15 protein-coding genes are annotated in these 16,698 nt (G+C 71.6%); 6 read left to right on the plus strand and 9 right to left on the minus strand.

The features are described from left to right. Position 1: 1 nt before the first annotated feature. On the minus strand, positions 2–748 hold the full coding sequence (gene rph, locus AC3A46_RS14650; RefSeq protein WP_487665848.1) for a ribonuclease PH: 747 nt from the start codon (positions 746–748) through the stop codon (positions 2–4). A 28-nt stretch (positions 749–776) separates the two neighbouring features. Further along, positions 777–1,622: a glutamate racemase gene (gene murI / locus AC3A46_RS14655; protein ID WP_487665849.1), complete on the minus strand. Its 846-nt coding sequence runs from the start codon at positions 1,620–1,622 to the stop codon at positions 777–779. A gap of 109 nt (positions 1,623–1,731) precedes the next feature. Here murI and AC3A46_RS14660 point away from each other — a divergent pair, with 109 nt between their 5' ends. Next, positions 1,732–3,057, plus strand: a complete 1,326-nt coding sequence (locus tag AC3A46_RS14660; protein ID WP_487665850.1) for a nicotinate phosphoribosyltransferase — start codon at positions 1,732–1,734, stop codon at positions 3,055–3,057. Here AC3A46_RS14660 and AC3A46_RS14665 read toward each other — a convergent pair whose 3' ends face one another. The 3 genes from AC3A46_RS14665 to AC3A46_RS14675 are packed head-to-tail and all read right to left on the minus strand — an operon-like array spanning position 3,058 to position 6,445. Continuing rightward, the gene (locus AC3A46_RS14665; RefSeq protein ID WP_056367819.1) at positions 3,058–3,324 is read right to left on the minus strand and encodes a DUF3039 domain-containing protein; all 267 of its coding nucleotides are present in this window, start codon (positions 3,322–3,324) and stop codon (positions 3,058–3,060) included. It lies immediately after the preceding gene. 50 nt (positions 3,325–3,374) lie between these two features. Then, positions 3,375–4,940: a hypothetical protein gene (locus AC3A46_RS14670; protein WP_487665851.1), complete on the minus strand. Its 1,566-nt coding sequence runs from the start codon at positions 4,938–4,940 to the stop codon at positions 3,375–3,377. Beyond that, positions 4,916–6,445: an ABC transporter ATP-binding protein gene (locus tag AC3A46_RS14675; RefSeq protein WP_487665852.1), complete on the minus strand. Its 1,530-nt coding sequence runs from the start codon at positions 6,443–6,445 to the stop codon at positions 4,916–4,918. The genes AC3A46_RS14670 and AC3A46_RS14675 overlap by 25 nt, the downstream gene beginning before the upstream one ends. A gap of 195 nt (positions 6,446–6,640) precedes the next feature. Here AC3A46_RS14675 and AC3A46_RS14680 point away from each other — a divergent pair, with 195 nt between their 5' ends. From AC3A46_RS14680 to AC3A46_RS14695, 4 genes are all read left to right on the plus strand, one after another. After that, the gene (locus AC3A46_RS14680; protein ID WP_056367826.1) at positions 6,641–7,333 is read left to right on the plus strand and encodes a phosphocholine cytidylyltransferase family protein; all 693 of its coding nucleotides are present in this window, start codon (positions 6,641–6,643) and stop codon (positions 7,331–7,333) included. A gap of 64 nt (positions 7,334–7,397) precedes the next feature. Continuing rightward, a complete protein-coding gene (locus AC3A46_RS14685) occupies positions 7,398–8,348 on the plus strand; it encodes a hypothetical protein (RefSeq protein WP_487665853.1) in 951 nt (316 codons plus the stop codon). 10 nt (positions 8,349–8,358) lie between these two features. Then, positions 8,359–8,595, plus strand: coding sequence for a hypothetical protein (locus AC3A46_RS14690; RefSeq protein ID WP_487665854.1), 237 nt, complete (start codon positions 8,359–8,361; stop codon positions 8,593–8,595). Between the two features lie 78 nt (positions 8,596–8,673). Continuing rightward, a complete protein-coding gene (locus AC3A46_RS14695; RefSeq protein ID WP_487665855.1) occupies positions 8,674–10,062 on the plus strand; it encodes a maltokinase N-terminal cap-like domain-containing protein in 1,389 nt (462 codons plus the stop codon). A gap of 24 nt (positions 10,063–10,086) precedes the next feature. Here AC3A46_RS14695 and AC3A46_RS14700 read toward each other — a convergent pair whose 3' ends face one another. Then, positions 10,087–11,367, minus strand: coding sequence for a CDP-glycerol glycerophosphotransferase family protein (locus AC3A46_RS14700; protein ID WP_487665856.1), 1,281 nt, complete (start codon positions 11,365–11,367; stop codon positions 10,087–10,089). Between the two features lie 97 nt (positions 11,368–11,464). Between AC3A46_RS14700 and AC3A46_RS14705 the strand changes: the two genes are divergently transcribed. After that, positions 11,465–12,502 carry a glycosyltransferase family 2 protein gene (locus tag AC3A46_RS14705; protein WP_487665857.1) on the plus strand — a complete coding sequence of 346 codons (1,038 nt, stop codon included), beginning with the start codon at positions 11,465–11,467 and terminating at the stop codon, positions 12,500–12,502. A 21-nt stretch (positions 12,503–12,523) separates the two neighbouring features. Here the strand turns inward: AC3A46_RS14705 and AC3A46_RS14710 are convergent, their stop codons facing one another. The 3 genes from AC3A46_RS14710 to AC3A46_RS14720 form a co-directional block, all read right to left on the minus strand. Then, positions 12,524–13,975: a CDP-glycerol glycerophosphotransferase family protein gene (locus AC3A46_RS14710; RefSeq protein ID WP_487665858.1), complete on the minus strand. Its 1,452-nt coding sequence runs from the start codon at positions 13,973–13,975 to the stop codon at positions 12,524–12,526. Then, on the minus strand, positions 13,972–15,246 hold the full coding sequence (locus tag AC3A46_RS14715) for a CDP-glycerol glycerophosphotransferase family protein (RefSeq protein ID WP_487665859.1): 1,275 nt from the start codon (positions 15,244–15,246) through the stop codon (positions 13,972–13,974). The genes AC3A46_RS14710 and AC3A46_RS14715 overlap by 4 nt, the downstream gene beginning before the upstream one ends. Positions 15,247–15,296: 50 nt before the next feature. Continuing rightward, positions 15,297–16,698 (minus strand): S1C family serine protease (locus AC3A46_RS14720; RefSeq protein WP_487665860.1); only part of this gene is annotated, 1,402 nt, incomplete at its 5' end.

Here is a 16,698-nt window from a genome sequence, read left to right on the forward strand (position 1 = left end):
GTCACTCCCCGTCCGCGGGCTGCAGGGCCGCGAGCTGGTGCGTGCGCAGGTCGGCGCAGCCGTTCACGCCGAGCTCGAGGAGGGCGTCGAGCTCGCGCTTGTCGAACGGCGCACCCTCCGCGGTTCCCTGCACCTCGACGAACAGGCCGCGGCCGGTGACGACGACGTTCATGTCGGTCTCGGCGCGCACATCCTCGACATACGCGAGGTCGAGCATGGGCTCGCCGTCGATGATGCCGACCGACACCGCCGCCACCGAGTCGAACAGCACCTGCGCCTTCTGCCCGATGAACTTCTTGCCCCGGCCCCACTCGATCGCGTCGGCGAGCGCGACGTAGGCGCCGGTGATGGCGGCAGTGCGCGTGCCGCCGTCGGCCTGCAGCACGTCGCAGTCGATGACGATGGTGTTCTCGCCGAGCGCCTTGGTGTCGACGACGGCGCGCAGCGCCCGGCCGATGAGGCGGGAGATCTCGTGCGTGCGGCCGCCGACCTTGCCCTTGACGCTCTCGCGGTCGTTGCGCTCGTTGGTGGCGCGCGGCAGCATCGCATACTCGGCGGTGATCCAGCCCTTGCCCTTGCCCGTCAGCCAGCGCGGCACGCCGTTCGTGAACGACGCCGTGCACAGCACCTTGGTGTTCCCGAACGAGATCAGGGCAGACCCCTCGGCCTGGCTCGACCAGCCCCGCTCGATGGTGATCGGTCGCAGCTGGTCGACGGTGCGGCCATCGGCACGGGTGATGTCGGTCATGCAGTTCTCCTCAGGAAGGACGGATGCCTCAGCCGAGGCGGCGGGCAGGGGTGGAGGCACGCGGAAGGTCGATGGCGCCGGTCTGCACCAGGCGCACATCGGTGACTTCGCGACCCATCAGGCGGTGTGCGAGGCGCAGGAACTCGTCGGCCGACGCACCGGTGGCTTCGTAGACGTGGCGGGGCTCGGCATCCGGCCCGGCGAGCAGGTCGCGCGACACCAGCTGGCGGTAGACGTCCTTCGCGGTCTCGGAGTCGCTCGACACCAGGCTCACATCCGGGCCCATGACGTAGCTGATCGCTCCCTCGAGGAACGGATAGTGGGTGCAGCCCAGCACGAGCGTGTCGACCTCGGCTGCGCGCAGCGGCGCGAGGTACTCCTCGGCGACGGCGAGCACCTCCGCCGAACCGGTGATGCCGGCTTCGACGAACTCGACGAACCGCGGGCAGGCCTGGGCGAAGACGGTGAGACGCTCGTTGACCCCGAGCATGTCCTGGTACGCGCCGGAGCTGATGGTGCCGGCTGTGCCGATGACGCCGACGCGCCCGTTGCGCGTGGTCGACATCGCCGTGCGCACGGCGGGGTTGATAACCTCCACCACCGGCACGTCGTAGCGCTCGCGCGCGTCGCGCAGCATCGCCGCGGACGCCGTGTTGCACGCGATCACGAGCATCTTCACGCCCTGGGCGACGAGATCGTCGAGCACCTCGAGCGCGTAGCGCCGCACGTCGGCGATCGGCTTCGGGCCGTACGGCGAACGCGCCGTGTCGCCGATGTACAGGATCGACTCCTGCGGCAGCAGTGCCGAGACGGCCCGCGCAACGGTGAGGCCACCGACTCCGGAGTCGAAGATTCCGATCGGCGCGTCGTTCACGAGAATCCACCCTACGCCAGCGGGTCGCTGCGGGGCACGGCGAAGCCGCGGCGAGCAGAGCGAGCCCTCGGGGGGAACCCCCGCGTCATCAAAAGCTAGGCTGACCCGCATGGCCGCCTCGACCGCCCTGCTGACGGACCGCTACGAGCTCACGATGGTCGACGCGGCGCTGCGCGACGGCACCGCTCACCGACGATGCGTGTTCGAGCTGTTCGGCCGGCGTCTTCCCGGCGCCCGACGGTTCGGGGTCGTCGCGGGCACGGGCCGGCTGCTGTCGCTCATCCGCGATTTCCGCTTCGGCGATGACGAGCTGCGATTCCTCCGGGACGAGAAGGTGGTGGATGCCGCGACCCTCGATTTCCTGGAGGGCTACCGGTTCACCGGCTCGGTGACGGGCTATCGCGAGGGCGAGCTGTACTTCCCGGGCTCCCCCATCCTCACGATCGAGGGAACGTTCGCCGAGGCCGTCGTGCTCGAGACCCTCGCGCTCAGCGTGCTCAACCACGACTCGGCGATCGCGACAGCCGCCGCCCGCATGAGCATCGCCGCCGGAGACCGTCCACTGGCCGAGATGGGTTCGCGGCGGGCGGGCGAGTCGTCCGCGGTCGCGGCGGCGCGTGCGGCCTACATCACCGGGTTCAGCGCCACGTCCAATCTCGAGGCCGGTCGCCGATGGGGCATCCCGACGATGGGCACGGCCGCCCACGCCTGGACGCTGCTGCACGACACCGAAGAGGACGCCTTCCGCGCGCAGATCGAGGCCCTCGGGGTCGGCACCACGCTGCTCATCGACACCTACGACATCCGCCAGGGCGTCGAGACGGCCATCCGGGTCGCGGGGACGGGGCTCGGCGGGGTGCGGATCGACTCCGGCGACCTGCCCACCGTGGCCGCCGAGGTGCGCGCCCAGCTCGACGAACTCGGCGCCACCGGCACGCGCATCACCGTGACGAGCGACCTGGACGAGTACGCGATCGCGGCGCTCGCGGCATCCCCTGTCGACGCCTACGGCGTCGGCACGTCGGTGGTCACCGGGTCGGGCACGCCGACCGCCGGAATGGTCTACAAGCTCGTCGCACGGCAGGACGCGGGCGGCGGGTGGGTCGGCGTGGCGAAGGCGTCGACCGACAAGGCGTCGAAGGGAGGCCGCAAGGCGGCGTTCCGTACGCTCGACGCGGGTACGGCGACGAGCGAGCTCATCGTCGTGTCCGACGGCTTCGAAGCACTCGACACCGCCTCCGCCCACCCGGGGTCCCGTGCGCTGCACGTGCCGCTCGTCGTCGACGGCGAGCCGGATGCCGCCTACGAGGGATCCGACGGCGTCGAGGCCGCTCGAGCGCATCACGCACGCGTGCGCGAAGAGCTTCCGGTGCGCGGGCTCGCGCTCAGCCGTTCCGACCCGGCGATCCCGACGGTGTACGCCGACGCCGAGTGATCAGCTCTGCAGCGACTCGTAGATCTCTTTGCAGGTGGGGCACACGGGGAACTTCTCGGGGTCGCGGCCCGGCGTCCACTTCTTGCCGCACAGCGCGCGTACCGGCTTGCCCGTGATGGCGGACTCGAGGATCTTGTCCTTCTTCACGTAGTGCGAGAAGCGCTCGTGGTCACCCGGCTCGATGTTCTCTTCTTTGAGGAGCTCTTCGAGCTCGCGATCGAGGGTCGCGATTCCGCCCTGGTCGGGGCTGTCCAGCGGGGTGCTCATGGTCTGCCAGTGTAGTCGGGGCGGACCCGGCTGGGGCGCGTCGGCACGAGTCAGGTGGACTCCGCGAACTCCATGAGCCGCCCGCCGCGACGCTCGAAGACCATGGCTCCGATCCCGATGCCGACGACGAGCACGCCGAAGCCGATCGCCAGGCCTCCCCATAGCGCCGTGTTCGCGGCCTCCGTGTCCCCTCGCAGGGCCAGCCAGCCGCACCACAGGACCGGTGCCGACAGGACGAGCGCGCCGGCCATGACACTCCCCTGCGCGATCGCGCCGTTCGCGCCGGTGCGCTGCGGCTGCTGGAACGGACTCTCGCCCGGCCGCGACACCGCGTAGGGCGCGATCACCGACGAGATGCTCGAGAGCCCCAGGCCCGAAAGGAACAGCGCGGCACACACGCCGGTGAGAGCCGGGAGCACCGCCCATCGTCCGTGCAGCAGCGTCGCCACCGGGATCGCGACGGCGAGCAGAGGGACCCCCACGAGCAGCACCGGCACGAGCCGGCCGAGGCGGTCGGAGACGCCCCGCACACCGCTGGCGATGTGCATCCACACCGCGGTGGAGTCGTAGGCGATGTCGTCGTGCGGCAGCCAGCCGAGGAAGAGCGCCGCGAACGGTACGGGCACGAGGGCGACCAGCTCGGGCGGGACGCCGGCGATGAGCAGCGGCACCACCGTGATCGCGGCTGCGAACGGGATCACGAGGCCGTTCACGACGTAGCGTCGATCGCCGAACCAGTAGACGAGACTGCGCGCCGCGATCGCACCGCCGGGGGTGCCCGGGGCGACGCCGAACCATCCGAGCCCACCTCGCTCGCGCCCGGTCCCGGGGCGCTCGGTCGTGGTCAGCAGTCGATCGACCGCCCACAGCCATACCATCGCCAGCAGGACGATGGTGCCGACCGCGATGAGCGCGGACAGCCACGCGTCGCCGCCGGTGATGACCATGCCGGGCAGGGCCCATGCGGCGCCGAGCGGGGTGAGGGCCAGCCAGTCCACGGCCTCGAGCAGCTGCGGCGGCACACTCCCCTGCCACTCGAGCGAGGCGAGGAAGACGCCCACCGGAACCACGACGACGAGCACGACGAGCACGAAGACGCCCGAGAGCTCGCGCGAGCGCCGGTCGCGGAGGAAGAGTGAGGCCAGCGCCATGCACACGCGCGCCAGAAGGACGCACGTGAGCACGCCGAGCAGCACGCTCACGATTCCGACGATCACCGGAACACCGTGATCGGCCCACATGATGGCGGAGCACACGGCGACCGCGAGCAGGACCAGGATCGGCACGCTGAGGAAGCCCGCGACCGCCAGGACGAGGGCGAGGCTTGCCCGCGGAAGGCCGAACAGGGCGAATCGCCGGGGATCCAGCGGGTCCTCCACGGCACCGAACAACGGAGCGAGTGCGAAGCCGAGGGTCACTGCGGAGCCCCCGAGCACGGTGACCGCGAGCACCTCCTCGGTGGAGGCATCCCCCAGCGTCAGCAGCGCCCAGCAGGCGGAGGCCGTGGCGGCGAGGAGGATCACCAGCCCGGCGACCACCCGCGCCAGATGCCCGCCGTCACCGCGGAACGTGCCGAACAGCAGCGCGAGCCTCAGTCGGAGAATGTGTGCAGCCACTCGAGGCCCTCCACATCGCTGAGCCCTCCGGCCAGTTCGACGAAGCGCTGCTCGAGCGTCAGCTCGCCGCGCACCTCGTCGACGGTGCCCTCCGCGAGCACCTGGCCCGCCACGATGACCGCGACGCGCGTGCAGACGCGCTCGACGAGGTCCATGCCGTGGCTCGAGAGGATCACCGTGCCGCCGTGCGCGACGTAGGTGGAGAGGATGTCGAGGATGATCGCGCTCGACACCGGATCGACCGCCTCGAACGGCTCGTCCAGCACGAGCAGACGCGGCGAATGGATCAGCGCGCCCGCGAGCATGACCTTCTTGAGCATGCCCGCCGAGTAGTCCGAGACGCTTCGGCCCAGCGCGTCCTCGAGGTCGAAAGCGCGTGCGAGGTCAGCGGTCCGGCTCTCGACGACGGCAGGCGGGAGCTTGCGCAGCACCCCGTAGTAGTAGAGGAGCTGGCGGCCGGTCAGGCGGTCGAAGGTGCGCAGCCGATCAGGGAGCACCCCCATCATCCGCTTGGCCGCGAGCGGCTTGGCCGCCGCATCCACTCCTCCGACATGGATCGTGCCGCGATCGGGTTCGAGCAGGCCCGCGATCATCGAGAGCGTGGTCGTCTTGCCGGCGCCGTTGGGGCCGACCAGACCGTAGAACGTGCCCGCGGGGATCGTGAGGTCGATGCCGTCGACGGCGTGGGTGCTGCCGAATCGCTTGGTGACGCCGCGCAGCACGAGGGCATTGGCGGATGCCGCGGCCGCCGTCGCGGCCGCGTCGAGCGAGACGGCCGCGGCCAGGGCCTCGGGATCGAGGGTCGTGGCCGGCTCCGGGCCGGGAGCGGGCAGGGGCACCGGCTGGAGGTCAGCGGGTGCGGGGATGTGGTCGAGCGCGGCGGCCTCCGTCGCGGCGGGCGCAGCAGAGGGCTCGACCGCGGGCGTGGGCTCCACGACCCCCGCGGGCTCGGCCACGGGCGCGGACTCGACCACGGGCTCAGCATCGACCACCGCCGCGGTTTCGGCAAGAGTCGTGTGCTCGACGCCGGCCTCCGGCTCGGCGGCCGGTTCGGGAGCGACCGGGGTCACGGATTCGACCGCGGCCTCCGGCTCCGGCTGGATCGCGGGCTCCCGCTCGGCCTGCAGCCCCGCCTCGAGCGCGTCGTCGTCCGCTGCCGCGCTGTCGTCGACGGGCGTGGTCTCATCGACGGATGCCTCCTGCGGGGCGTCCTCGGGCGAACCCGCGCCGAAGGCGGGAAGCGGCGGACGCGGCGGCACGACGATGCTCGCGGCGGCGCTGGCCGCGAGCTGGAGATCGCTCGGAAGCGGCGGCGGCGGCCCCGGATCCGGAGCGGGGGCCGGCTTCGGCGCGGACGCGGCCGGCGTGCGCTTCTTGCGCGGCGGGCGGCGGGGCTTGTCGGGAGCCGGTGAGACCGTGTCTGCGAGGCGTACGACGCGCGCGCTGGAGTGACGGTCCGGCTCTTCCGGATCGATGTCATTCGGCACCGGGAGGGAGGCTGTCACTGAACCAACGTATCAAGCGGGCCTGATCGCGACGGAGTGCGTCTCGCCGCGTCGCGGCATTCGCGTTATGTCACAAATCGGCAACGGGAGCCGCCCATTATGGGCCTTCCCAGGCCTCATCGCTACCATGGTCGAGGCACGAAGGGGTGTCGCGCCGGTGAACCGGCAGTGAATCACGCACTTCAGGAGCAGATTTTGACCCTTCAGACCGTCATCCTCGCAGCCGGAATGGGCTCGCGGCTCGGCCGCAGCCTGCCCAAGCCCCTCACGGAGCTCGGCGACGGCCGCAGCATCATGCAGCAGCAGCACGACAACATCCGTGCCGCTTTCGGCCGCGAAGCCAAGATCACCACCGTCGTGGGCTACCGCGCCGAGACCATCGTCGAGGCGTTCCCGGACGTCGACTACGTCTACAACGACCGCTACGACCAGACCAACACCTCCAAGAGCCTGCTGCGCGCCCTCGCCAAGACGGGCAAGGGCGGCGTGCTCTGGATGAACGGCGATGTGGTCTTCGACCCGCGCGTGCTCGGCCGCGCCATCGAGCTGATCGAGCGCGACCAGTCGTTCGTCACGGTCAACACCTCCAAGGTCAGCGACGAAGAGGTCAAGTACACGGTGACGCCGGAGGGCTTCATCAACGAGCTGTCGAAGACCGTCAAGGGCGGCATCGGCGAGGCCGTCGGCATCAACTACATCTCGAGCCGTGACAAGAAGGCGTTCATGCGCCACCTCACGCGCGTCGATGACCAGGACTACTTCGAGCGTGGCCTGGAGCTCGCGATCGCCGAGGACGGCGTGCTGCTCGAGCCGCTCGACATCTCGGACCTGTACGCCGTCGAGGTGGACTTCGCCGAGGATCTCGAGCGCGCCAACCTCTTCGTCTGACGGATCACTGCGAGGCTGTCAACCCCTCGCCTGCGCTCGGAGTCGGGCGCATAGACTCGGCGCGATGACCGACAAGGTTCACCAGATCCACTCCCTCCCCGGCGACGCGCCGTGGCAGGGAGGGCTGCCGCCCGCAGGGTCCGACGAGCATCCCTTCACGATCCGTGCGCTCGACCGCGTGCTCGCCATCCAGCGACCGGTCGTCCTCGCGCACCTGCGCAGCATCCGGCTCCGGCATCCGGACTCCTCTCCCGCGGACATCGTCCGCATCCTCGAGCGGCGCTATCTCGCTGCGGTGACCACCGGGGGCGCCGCGGTCGGCGCGACGGCGGTCGTTCCCGGGATCGGCACGGGGGTGACACTGGCGCTCAGCGGCGTGGAGACCGTCGCGTTCCTCGAGGCGACCACACTGTTCGCACAGTCGGTCGCCGAGGTGCACGGCATCCCGGTGTCGGATCCCGATCGGGCGCGCGCTCTGGTGCTGACGCTCATGCTCGGCAAGGAGGGGGTCGACCTCGTCGCGCAGCTCGCCGGCCAGGCCGCCGGGCGCGGTCCCTCCCGCTCGGGCTACTGGGGCGAGCTGATCACCAAGTCCCTCCCGCGCGCTGCCGTCGGGCCGCTCGTCGATCGGCTCAAGACGACGTTCATCCGTCAGTTCGCCGCGCGGGGCGGCGCCTCGTGGATCGGCAAAGCGCTGCCGTTCGGCATCGGCGCGGCCATCGGCGGTGCCGGCAACAACATCCTCGGGCGGCGGGTTCTCACCGGCTCCCGGCGGGCGTTCGGGGTGCCCCCGCACGCGCTGCCCCCCGAACTCGAACCGCGCCCCGGCGCAGACCGGATCGAGCGGCTCGCCGGACGCCGCATCCGTCGCGCCGGCGAAGTCGTCGTGGACGGCGTCACGCGCGGCGCTTCCGGGGCCCGCCGCATCACTGCCCGCGTGATCCGGCGCGCGCCGGAAGCGATCGAGACGCCCGTTCCGACCGAGGACGGCGCCTCCACTCCGCCGGCCGGGTGACAATGGCGGTATGGGTCTGTTCAGTACGCTTCCCGAAGAGCCCGTCGAGTGGACGGGTCTGCCGTCAGAGCCCGCCCGCATCGAGACGCAGGCCGAGCGATTGACCGACGCCGCATCCGTCGATCTCGGCGGCCTCGGTCCCGGCGACCTCGCCGTCGGCGGCGGAGGAGCCGTGGAATCCATCGTCATCCCGGTGCCGCCTGTCATCGAGATCGTCGAATACCAGGAATCGGGCGAGGACGGGTAGCGGCCGGCTCCTGCCGCTCTGCAAGCGCTTGCAGCAGGTTCTCGACACACGCACGATCACGGGCATACGCTCACAGGTATGGACAGCACGTTGGCGTGCCTTGCGGCGTGGATGCCACGGCAGCGGTGGTACGCCGCCAAGGGGCGCCCGCCCAGCCTGCGCCTGCTCTCGTGGTGGGATCTGAGCGCGGAGTCCGGCGACTCCAAAGGCGCGGACACCGGCACACGCATCCGCACATTCCTCGTCGCGGATGAGGGCGCTCTCCCGGCCGTGCTGTACCAGATCCCGGTCGTCGAGCGCGCGACGGAGGACGTCGATGCCGACCCCGACCACGTCATCGGCAGTCCGGTGCCGGGAACGACATTCATCGACGGCCCGTTCGACCCGGCCTACGCCCAGGCACTCCTGCGCCTCATGACGGTGGGGGGCACCGCACACGGACCGCAGACCACCGCGATCGGGCGGGTCGCAGGCTCGGGCGCAGCTCCGTCCCGGGCGACCTCACGGGTGATCAGCGGCGAGCAGTCGAACACGTCGCTCATCTTCGAAGGCGATGGCGCCCCGGTGATCTGCAAGGTCTACCGGCAGCTGCACGCGGGCCTCAACCCCGACATCGAGCTGCAGGAAGCGCTGGCCGGGGCCGGATCGCCCCATGTGCCGCGTCCGGTCGGCTCGATCGAGGGGACGTGGCCCGACCTGACCACCGCGCACGGCACCGTGCACGGGTCCCTCGCCTCCGCGCAGGAGTTTCTGCCGGGCGTCGAAGACGCATGGCGGGTGGCGCTGCAGGCAGCAGCCAAGGGTGACGACTTCCGCGACGCTGCGCGCGCGCTCGGCACCTCGACGGCCGAGGTGCACGTAGCCCTCGCGGAGTGCTTCCCGACCCGCGCGGCGACGGACGCCGACCGGGCGGCGACGGCGGCCACGTGGGAGCGGAGGTTCGCGATCGCCATCGCAGAGGTCCCCGAGATCGCCGGACAGCGGGATGCCGCCGCGACGGTGTACCGTCGCGCGCTCGAGGTGCCGTGGCCGCCGCTGCAGCGCATCCACGGCGACTTCCACCTCGGGCAGGTGCTGCATTCCCCCGAGCGCGGCTGGATCATGGTGGATTTCGAGGGCGAGCCGCTGCGTCCGATGGCCGAGCGCACGCAACCGGATCTCGCACTGCGCGACGTCGCGGGGATGCTCCGCTCATTCGACTACGTCGCGGGATCGCTGCGCCTGGACGACCCGGATCGGTCCGTCGACGCGGTGCGCGCGTGGGCTCGTGACGCGCGCAGGGCGTTCGTGGACGGATACGCCGCGTCGGCGGGCGGGCTCGACCCCCGGCATCCGCTGCTCGCCGCGCTCGAACTCGACAAGGCGGTGTACGAGGCGATCTACGAGGCCCGCAACCGACCGACGTGGGTCGCGATCCCGCTGCGCGCGATCGCGCGGCTGGTCGAGCGTCCTGCCCCGGTGGCCTGACGCCGTCGGCAGAGCGTCGCGGGCTCAGCCCTCGTCGTCGAGTTCTGCCTCGTCCTCGGGCTCGTCGTCCTCGGCGTCGGCGACCGACCGGGCGTACCAGGATTCCCAGTCCTCCATGAGGCGCTGCACGGCCCCGTGGAATCTCGCCGTCGCCGAGCCCGGTGCGGTGTCGCCGAAGTAGTGGGTCACCCACTCTTCCAGGCGCGCGACGGCGCCGGGGTCGGAGAGCACGCGCTCGGTCTGGGCGACGATGTCGGCAGCGGCGGTGGCGTCGAGCCACTCGCAGGCCGACAGGTACCCATGCGTGTCGATCGCGGCGGCGGGGTCGGCCGGCCGCGTGATCATGAGCGGCTTGTCGGCCGCGAGCCGGTCGTAGACCATCGCCGAGATGTCGACGATCGCGACGTCCGCGGCGGCCAGCTGCCAGCCGAGCTCCGGCCCGTCGTCGAAGACGTGCTGGGCCGAGGGATCCGAGGCGTTCGCTGCGTTCAGGGCCGCGATGATGCGCTTGTTCGCCGCCCCGTACTCGTGGTCCACGACTCCCGACCGCGGGTGGGGCCGGTAGATCACGCGATGGCCGCCCGTGGCGAGGAGCGCGGTCACGAGCGCCTCGCCGTGCGTGACGATCGAGCCGTAGTGGGCCGAGGGGCGGTCCCCCTCCCACGTGGGCGCGTAGAGCACCACCGTGCGCGCGTCGGGGGTGTAGGGAAGGGTGCCCGAGTAATGGTCGGCCTGCGGGCGCCCGATCTCGATCGTGCGGCGGTCGATGTCGTAGTCCCACAGCACCCGCGAGAGTCGCTCCCGCGCGGCGGCGCCCGCGATCATCGCGTAGTCGTACGCCTTGTACTGGTTCGTGGTCATGTACATCTTGTCGGACTCGCCGTGGTTGATGAACACGTGCCAGCGACGGCCGTAGCGGAACATCTGGAAGTTGCGCGTGTTCTGGTTGACGTACAGCACGACGCGGATGTCCTGCTTCGAGATGAAGCGCTCGAGATCGCGCACCGTCGGAACGAAGGCGACCGGAAGCGCCCCGTCGGCCAGCAGCGCTTCGGCGCCGGTGGCGGCGCGGCTCAGCACCACGACGGGCCAGGTCTTCGCGAGGTCTGCGAGCGGCTTGTACCACTGCCGCATCTGGTACATGTTGACGGCGCCGTCGGCGAAGTAGACGGCCACCCGGTACTGGAACGGCGGGTGCGGCGGCCGGGCCGCGAGGGTGCGCCGCACGTCGATCACCGCCGAACGATTGCGCACCGCCTTGCGGACGAGAGCGACCGCCTTCTTGCCATCCGAGACCAGGCCCACGCTTCCAGCCTACCCAGGGCTCTCATGACATGATCGACGCGTGCATGTCGAGCAACACGGGCGCAGGGACGCTCCAGTCCCTCCCCCCGGCTCCGGCGTGAGCTTCGTGATGCCCGTGCTCAACGAGCGCGACTACCTCGGCCGTGCGGTCGAGACGGTGCTCGCGCAGGACGTTCCCGGCCCGACCGAGCTGGTTCTGGCTCTCGGCCCCTCGACGGACGGCACCAACGCGCTGGCGGCGCAACTCGCCGCCGGCGACGATCGCATCGTGCTCGTCGAGAACCCGGGCGCAGACATCCCGATCGGCCTCAACCTCGCGATCCGCGCCGCACGGCACCCCACCGTGGTGCGCGTGGACGCGCACTCCGAGCTGGATCCGACGTACGCGCGGCGCGCGCTGGCGACCCTCGACCGCGTGCGCGCCGCGAACGTCGGCGGCGTGATGCGCGCCGACGGCCGCACACCGTTCCAGCGTGCCGTCGCGCGCGCCTACAACTCCCCCATCGGCCTCGGCGGCGGCGCGTACCACGGCGGGACGCAGGAGGGTGAAGCGGAGTCCGCCTACCTCGGCGTCATGCGCCGCGACGTGCTCGAAGAGGTCGGACTGTTCGACGAGAGCATCCGGCGCGGCGAGGACTGGGAGCTGAATCTGCGCATCCGTCGCGCGGGCTACCGCGTCTGGTTCGATCCCGCACTGGCCGTGACGTATTGGCCGCGCGAGAGCTGGGCACGCCTGGTGCGCCAGTTCTCGGCGACGGGCCGCTGGCGAGGGGAGCTCGTCCGCCGGTTCGGGCGCGGCAACTCGCTGAGGTTCTTCGCGCCGCCGGCGCTCGTGCTGACGATCCTGCTGGGGATCGTGGTCGGCGTGCTCCAGCTCACCGGTCTGCTGCAGGGTTGGTGGTCGGTGGCGGCATCCATCGTCTACCTCCCCGTGCTCGCGTACGCCGCGCTCGTCGTCGTCGTCGCTCTCGGCCGGGGTGGCGGGCACGGCTGGCGCGACAAGCTGTGGACAGCGGCGGTGCTGCCGTCGATGCATCTGGCGTGGGGCTGGGGGTTCCTCCTCGGAGTGATCGGCGGCGCGCACGACACGGTCGACACGTCCCGCCTCGGAAGCCGCAACACGCCGTTGCCCTGACACCCGTCGGGCGGCCGTCCGTCAGGCGTCGATGAAGCCCTGGTCGAGGATGCGTGCCACGACCCGCTCGGCGGCGTGGCCGTCGTCGCGGGCGTTGAACTTGTCGCGCCACTGCGCGTACCGCGACGCGTACTTCGCGGTCTCGTCCGCGGCGAGCGCGGCCACCAGCTCATCCTGCGTGCGCACCATCGGGCCCGGCGCGTGCGCGGCCAGGTCGAAGTAGAACCCGCGCAGTTCCCCTCGGTAGTGCTCCATGTCGGGCACGAGGAAGTACATCGGCTTCCCGGTCACCGAGTAGTCGAACATCACGGACGAGTAGTCGGTGATGAGCGCGTCGGCGACGAGCAGCAGCAGCGAGGTGTCGGGGAAGCCGGTGACGTCGATCACGCGCGGGCCTTCCGCGTCGCGGCCGGGCAGCAGGGTGCGCGAGTGCCCGCGCACGAGCACGACCGCATCGGTGGCCGCGGCGAGCGAGACCGGATCGATGAAGTCCACGATCTGGTCGCGGTCGTCACGCCACGTCGGCGCGTACAGCAGGACGCGCTCGCCGGGACGGATGCCGAGGGCCTCGCGCGTCGCCGTGTCGTCGCCCGTGGTCAGCACGTCGTTGCGCGGGTACCCCTCGACCCAGATCGGTCGCGAGAGGAACGCGTACGCCTTGCCGAGGATGCGAGCCGCATAGGGGTTCTGCGCCAGCAGGATGTTCCACCGCCGCGACTCGCGGACGACCGCCGCCATCCGGCGCGGGTCGAACCCGGGCCGGTGCAGCGCGAGGCGCTTGAGGGGCGTGCCGTGCCAGGTCTGCAGCACGACCTGCCCCTTGCGCCGCGAGAACCGGCGGCGCAGCCAGTCGTTGACCACGAGCAGTCGCGCGGCGCCGCGGGCCCGCCACCATTCGGGGCTGCCCTCGACCACGGGAATCGCGCCGGCCGGCACGGTGACCGACAGGTCGACGACGCTCCAGTAGCGGGTCACGCCCGGCGCGCGGCGCGCGACCTCTCGGTCGATCGCGAGGGGGTTGCAGCTGGCGTTGCGGCCGTAGAAGCTCTCGAAGAACACCGCGTTCTCGAACCCCGTGGCGGGCCGGGTCGCATAGCGGCGTTCCAGGGCGTCCTGCCCCTCACCAGAGTCGTACGCGGGGTCGATCGGCGGCCCGACACGCAGGGTCCACCCCTCGAGGCTCGCTCTGAGTGTTCCGAGCTGCGTGAGCGGGAGGACGTCGGGGGCACGCATGCCGCGGGCCGTCGGGTCCGTGATGCGCACCTCGTACGAGCCCGCGGGCAGTGGCAGTTCCGGACCGCCCCAGCGCGCGGCGCGCAGCGGGAGCGTCGCCGTCCAGGTCTTGCCGCGGCCGGTGAGGCGCGCGGTGACGCGGGCGCGGGCGCCGACGATCTCGACGGAATCGGGCCGCTCCCCCTCGCCCGAGAGCACGAGAGCCGGGCTCCCCTCCGTCGTGAAGCGCGCGTCGGTCATCCGGTTCCTTCCCTCGGGCCGTCGTGGGCCGTTCCGGCCAGAATCGCACGGTACACCCTCTCGGCGTTGCGCCCGTCGCGGAACGCGTGCACGCGCGCGTCCAGCGCGACTGCCCGTTCCACGCGGCGCACGCGCTCGTCGTCGTCGGCGAGCACCGCCTCCAGCTGGGTCGCCGCCTGGGTCCAGTCGATCGCCCAGTCGTCGCCCGCGACGTCGGCGTAGGTGCCGTAGAAGCCGCGCCTGCGCGCGTACTCATCGACGTCGGGTGCGAGGAACAGTGTGGGCAGTGGCACGAGCGAGGCGTCGAAGGCGAGCGACGAGTAGTCGGTGACGAGGGCGTCGAGGCCGGGCAGCAGCGGGGTCACGTCCGCGACCAGGTCGCTGGCGAGCGACTGCACGCGGTCCGTCGGGAAAGGTGGGGCGTAGTCGCCCGCACCGAGCGGGTGCGACCGGACCAGGAGCGTCGCGTCATGACGCCTCAGCACGTCGACGATCTGCGACCACTCCTCGGCGGTCGGCACCGCGGGGTCGATCGCGCCGTCGCGCCAGGTGGGCGCATAGAGCACGTAGCGGGTGGAGGGCTCCACGCGGGCGACCGCGCGCCCGATCGCGGCACGGGCCCGCACGCGGCGATCCTCGGCGGTGCCGCGCGAGAGCACGTCGACGCGAGGCTCGCCGGTCACCGGCACGCTGGCGTCGGGCAGGGCGAAGGCGGATTCGAGACGGCCGCGTACGAGGTGCGAGGCGGCCGGAATCACGCGGATGCGGCGCGCGGCGCCACGGTACATCGATCTCAGGAGCCGGCGCACCGCTCCGGCGGCGGGAGTGGCCGCGACGACGCCGGGCACCCTCAGCGTCTCGGGCGAATCGACCCCGATCCGCTTGAGGGGGATGCCGTGCCACAGCTGCACGACGAAAGCGCCCGACACGGCGTAGCGGTTGACGTCCCCGAATCCGTGGGTGACGACGACCACCCGGGCGCGCGCGGTGCGCCACAGCCCGCGCAGGGAGCGCTTCGGAACCGTGCGGATGCCGCGGGCCGCGGCATCCGCAGCCTCCGTGGCCGACCCGACCAGCCACACCGGGCGCCGACCGTCGGCGGCCGCCACCTCCCAGAGCGCCAGCGCACCGTCGCCGATGCCGACCGCGCAGCCGATGACCCACTCGTCGCGCGAGCGGGGCACGAGGAGGGTGAGGAGGCGTCCGGCGGCGTAGAGCGGGATCGTCGCGAGCTTTCGGGCGTTCCCCGCGCCGAACGAGAAGGACGCCATCCCGCGAGCCTACCTGCTCGCCGAGTGGCGTCCCTGGGGGGTGTGGACTGCTACTGGAGCGATCCCAGCGTGACCTCGACGGTCTGCGTCTTGCCGTCGCGGACGTACGTCACTTCAGCGTCGCTGCCGGCCGCGGCCGCACGCACCTGAGCAGTGAGGTCGGTCGCGTCGGTGACCGGCACGCCGTTGAAGGCGGTGACGATGTCGCCCTTCTGCAGGCCGGCAGCGGCGGCCGCACCGCCGTCGGTGACGGCGTCGATGTAGGCGCCGGTGATCGTGGAGCCCTCGACGGATGCCGCGGCCTTCACGTTCGCTCCGAGCAGACCGTGGGTCGCCTCGCCGTTGTCGATGATCTCGCCCGTGATGCGCTTGACGATGTCGGACGGGATCGAGAAGCCGACGCCGATCGAGCCGGAGCCGTCGGACGACGAGCCGCCCGCGGTCGCGATCGCCACGTTGATGCCGATCAGCTTGCCGTCGGAGTCGACCAGCGCGCCGCCCGAGTTGCCCGGGTTGATGGCCGCGTCGGTCTGGATGACGGAGATCGAGATGCTCTCCGTGGCCGTCGACTGCTGGTCGCCCTGACCGAAGTCGAAGCGGAACGGCCCTTCCTGGCTGTTCTGGTCCTGCTCGTCCTGGCTGTCGCCGCCCGCGTCGGGCGCCGCCGACGACGCGATCGAGATCGAGCGGTTGAGCGCGCTCACGATGCCCTCGGTCACCGAGTTCGCGAGACCCAGCGGCGCGCCGACCGCGACGGTCGTGTCACCGACGTTGAGCTTGCTCGAGTCCGCGATCTCGATCGGGGTGAGGTCCTCGGCGTCCTTCAGCTTGATGACGGCCAGATCGTACGTCGGGTCGGTGCCGACGACCTCCGCGTCGTAGACGCGGCCGTCGGAGGTGGTCACGCGGACGGTCGCGTCACCGGTCGCGCCGTCGAGCGTCACGACGTGCGTGTTGGTGACGACGTAGCCGTCCTCCGTGAGCACGACGCCCGAACCGGTGCCGGCCGCCGACGAGCCGGTCGCCTCGATCGTGACGACACTCGGCACGACCTTCGCGGCGATCGCCGTGGTCTGGTTGACCGAGTCGGTGTCGTTGACCGTGACCGTCGACGGTCCCGCAGCGGGCGATGCGCTCACCGGGGCGAACCAGGTGACGCCGGCGTACGCCCCGCCGAGGCCCGCGGCGCCGCCGACGATGGCGGCTGCGACGATCAGGCCGACGACCTTGCCGGCCCCTGACGACTTCTTGGGCGCCTTGGTCGCCGTCGGCACCGCGCCGGTCGCGCCGGCGATCGGCAGCGTCGGCTGGGCGTCCGCCGCGGCCACGCCGAACGCGGCACCGGGGGCGCCGGGCGCCGGCTGGCCCGCGTAGGAGTGGGGGTACGGCGCGGGCTGACCGGCGTAACCCTGCGGACGGGCGTACGCGTGCGCCCCTGCCGGATAGCCGGCG

The organism is Microbacterium sp. Soil_C_42, assembly GCF_057656735.1.

Coding starts and splice junctions, on each gene's coding strand:
- AC3A46_RS14660 (WP_487665850.1), top strand. CDS start 1,732: ATGGCCGCCTCGACCGCCCTGCTGACGGACCGCTACGAGCTCACGATG.
- AC3A46_RS14665 (WP_056367819.1), bottom strand. CDS start 3,324: ATGAGCACCCCGCTGGACAGCCCCGACCAGGGCGGAATCGCGACCCTC.
- rph (WP_487665848.1), bottom strand. CDS start 748: ATGACCGACATCACCCGTGCCGATGGCCGCACCGTCGACCAGCTGCGA.
- AC3A46_RS14715 (WP_487665859.1), bottom strand. CDS start 15,246: ATGGCGTCCTTCTCGTTCGGCGCGGGGAACGCCCGAAAGCTCGCGACG.
- AC3A46_RS14695 (WP_487665855.1), top strand. CDS start 8,674: ATGGACAGCACGTTGGCGTGCCTTGCGGCGTGGATGCCACGGCAGCGG.
- AC3A46_RS14710 (WP_487665858.1), bottom strand. CDS start 13,975: ATGACCGACGCGCGCTTCACGACGGAGGGGAGCCCGGCTCTCGTGCTC.
- AC3A46_RS14685 (WP_487665853.1), top strand. CDS start 7,398: ATGACCGACAAGGTTCACCAGATCCACTCCCTCCCCGGCGACGCGCCG.
- AC3A46_RS14690 (WP_487665854.1), top strand. CDS start 8,359: ATGGGTCTGTTCAGTACGCTTCCCGAAGAGCCCGTCGAGTGGACGGGT.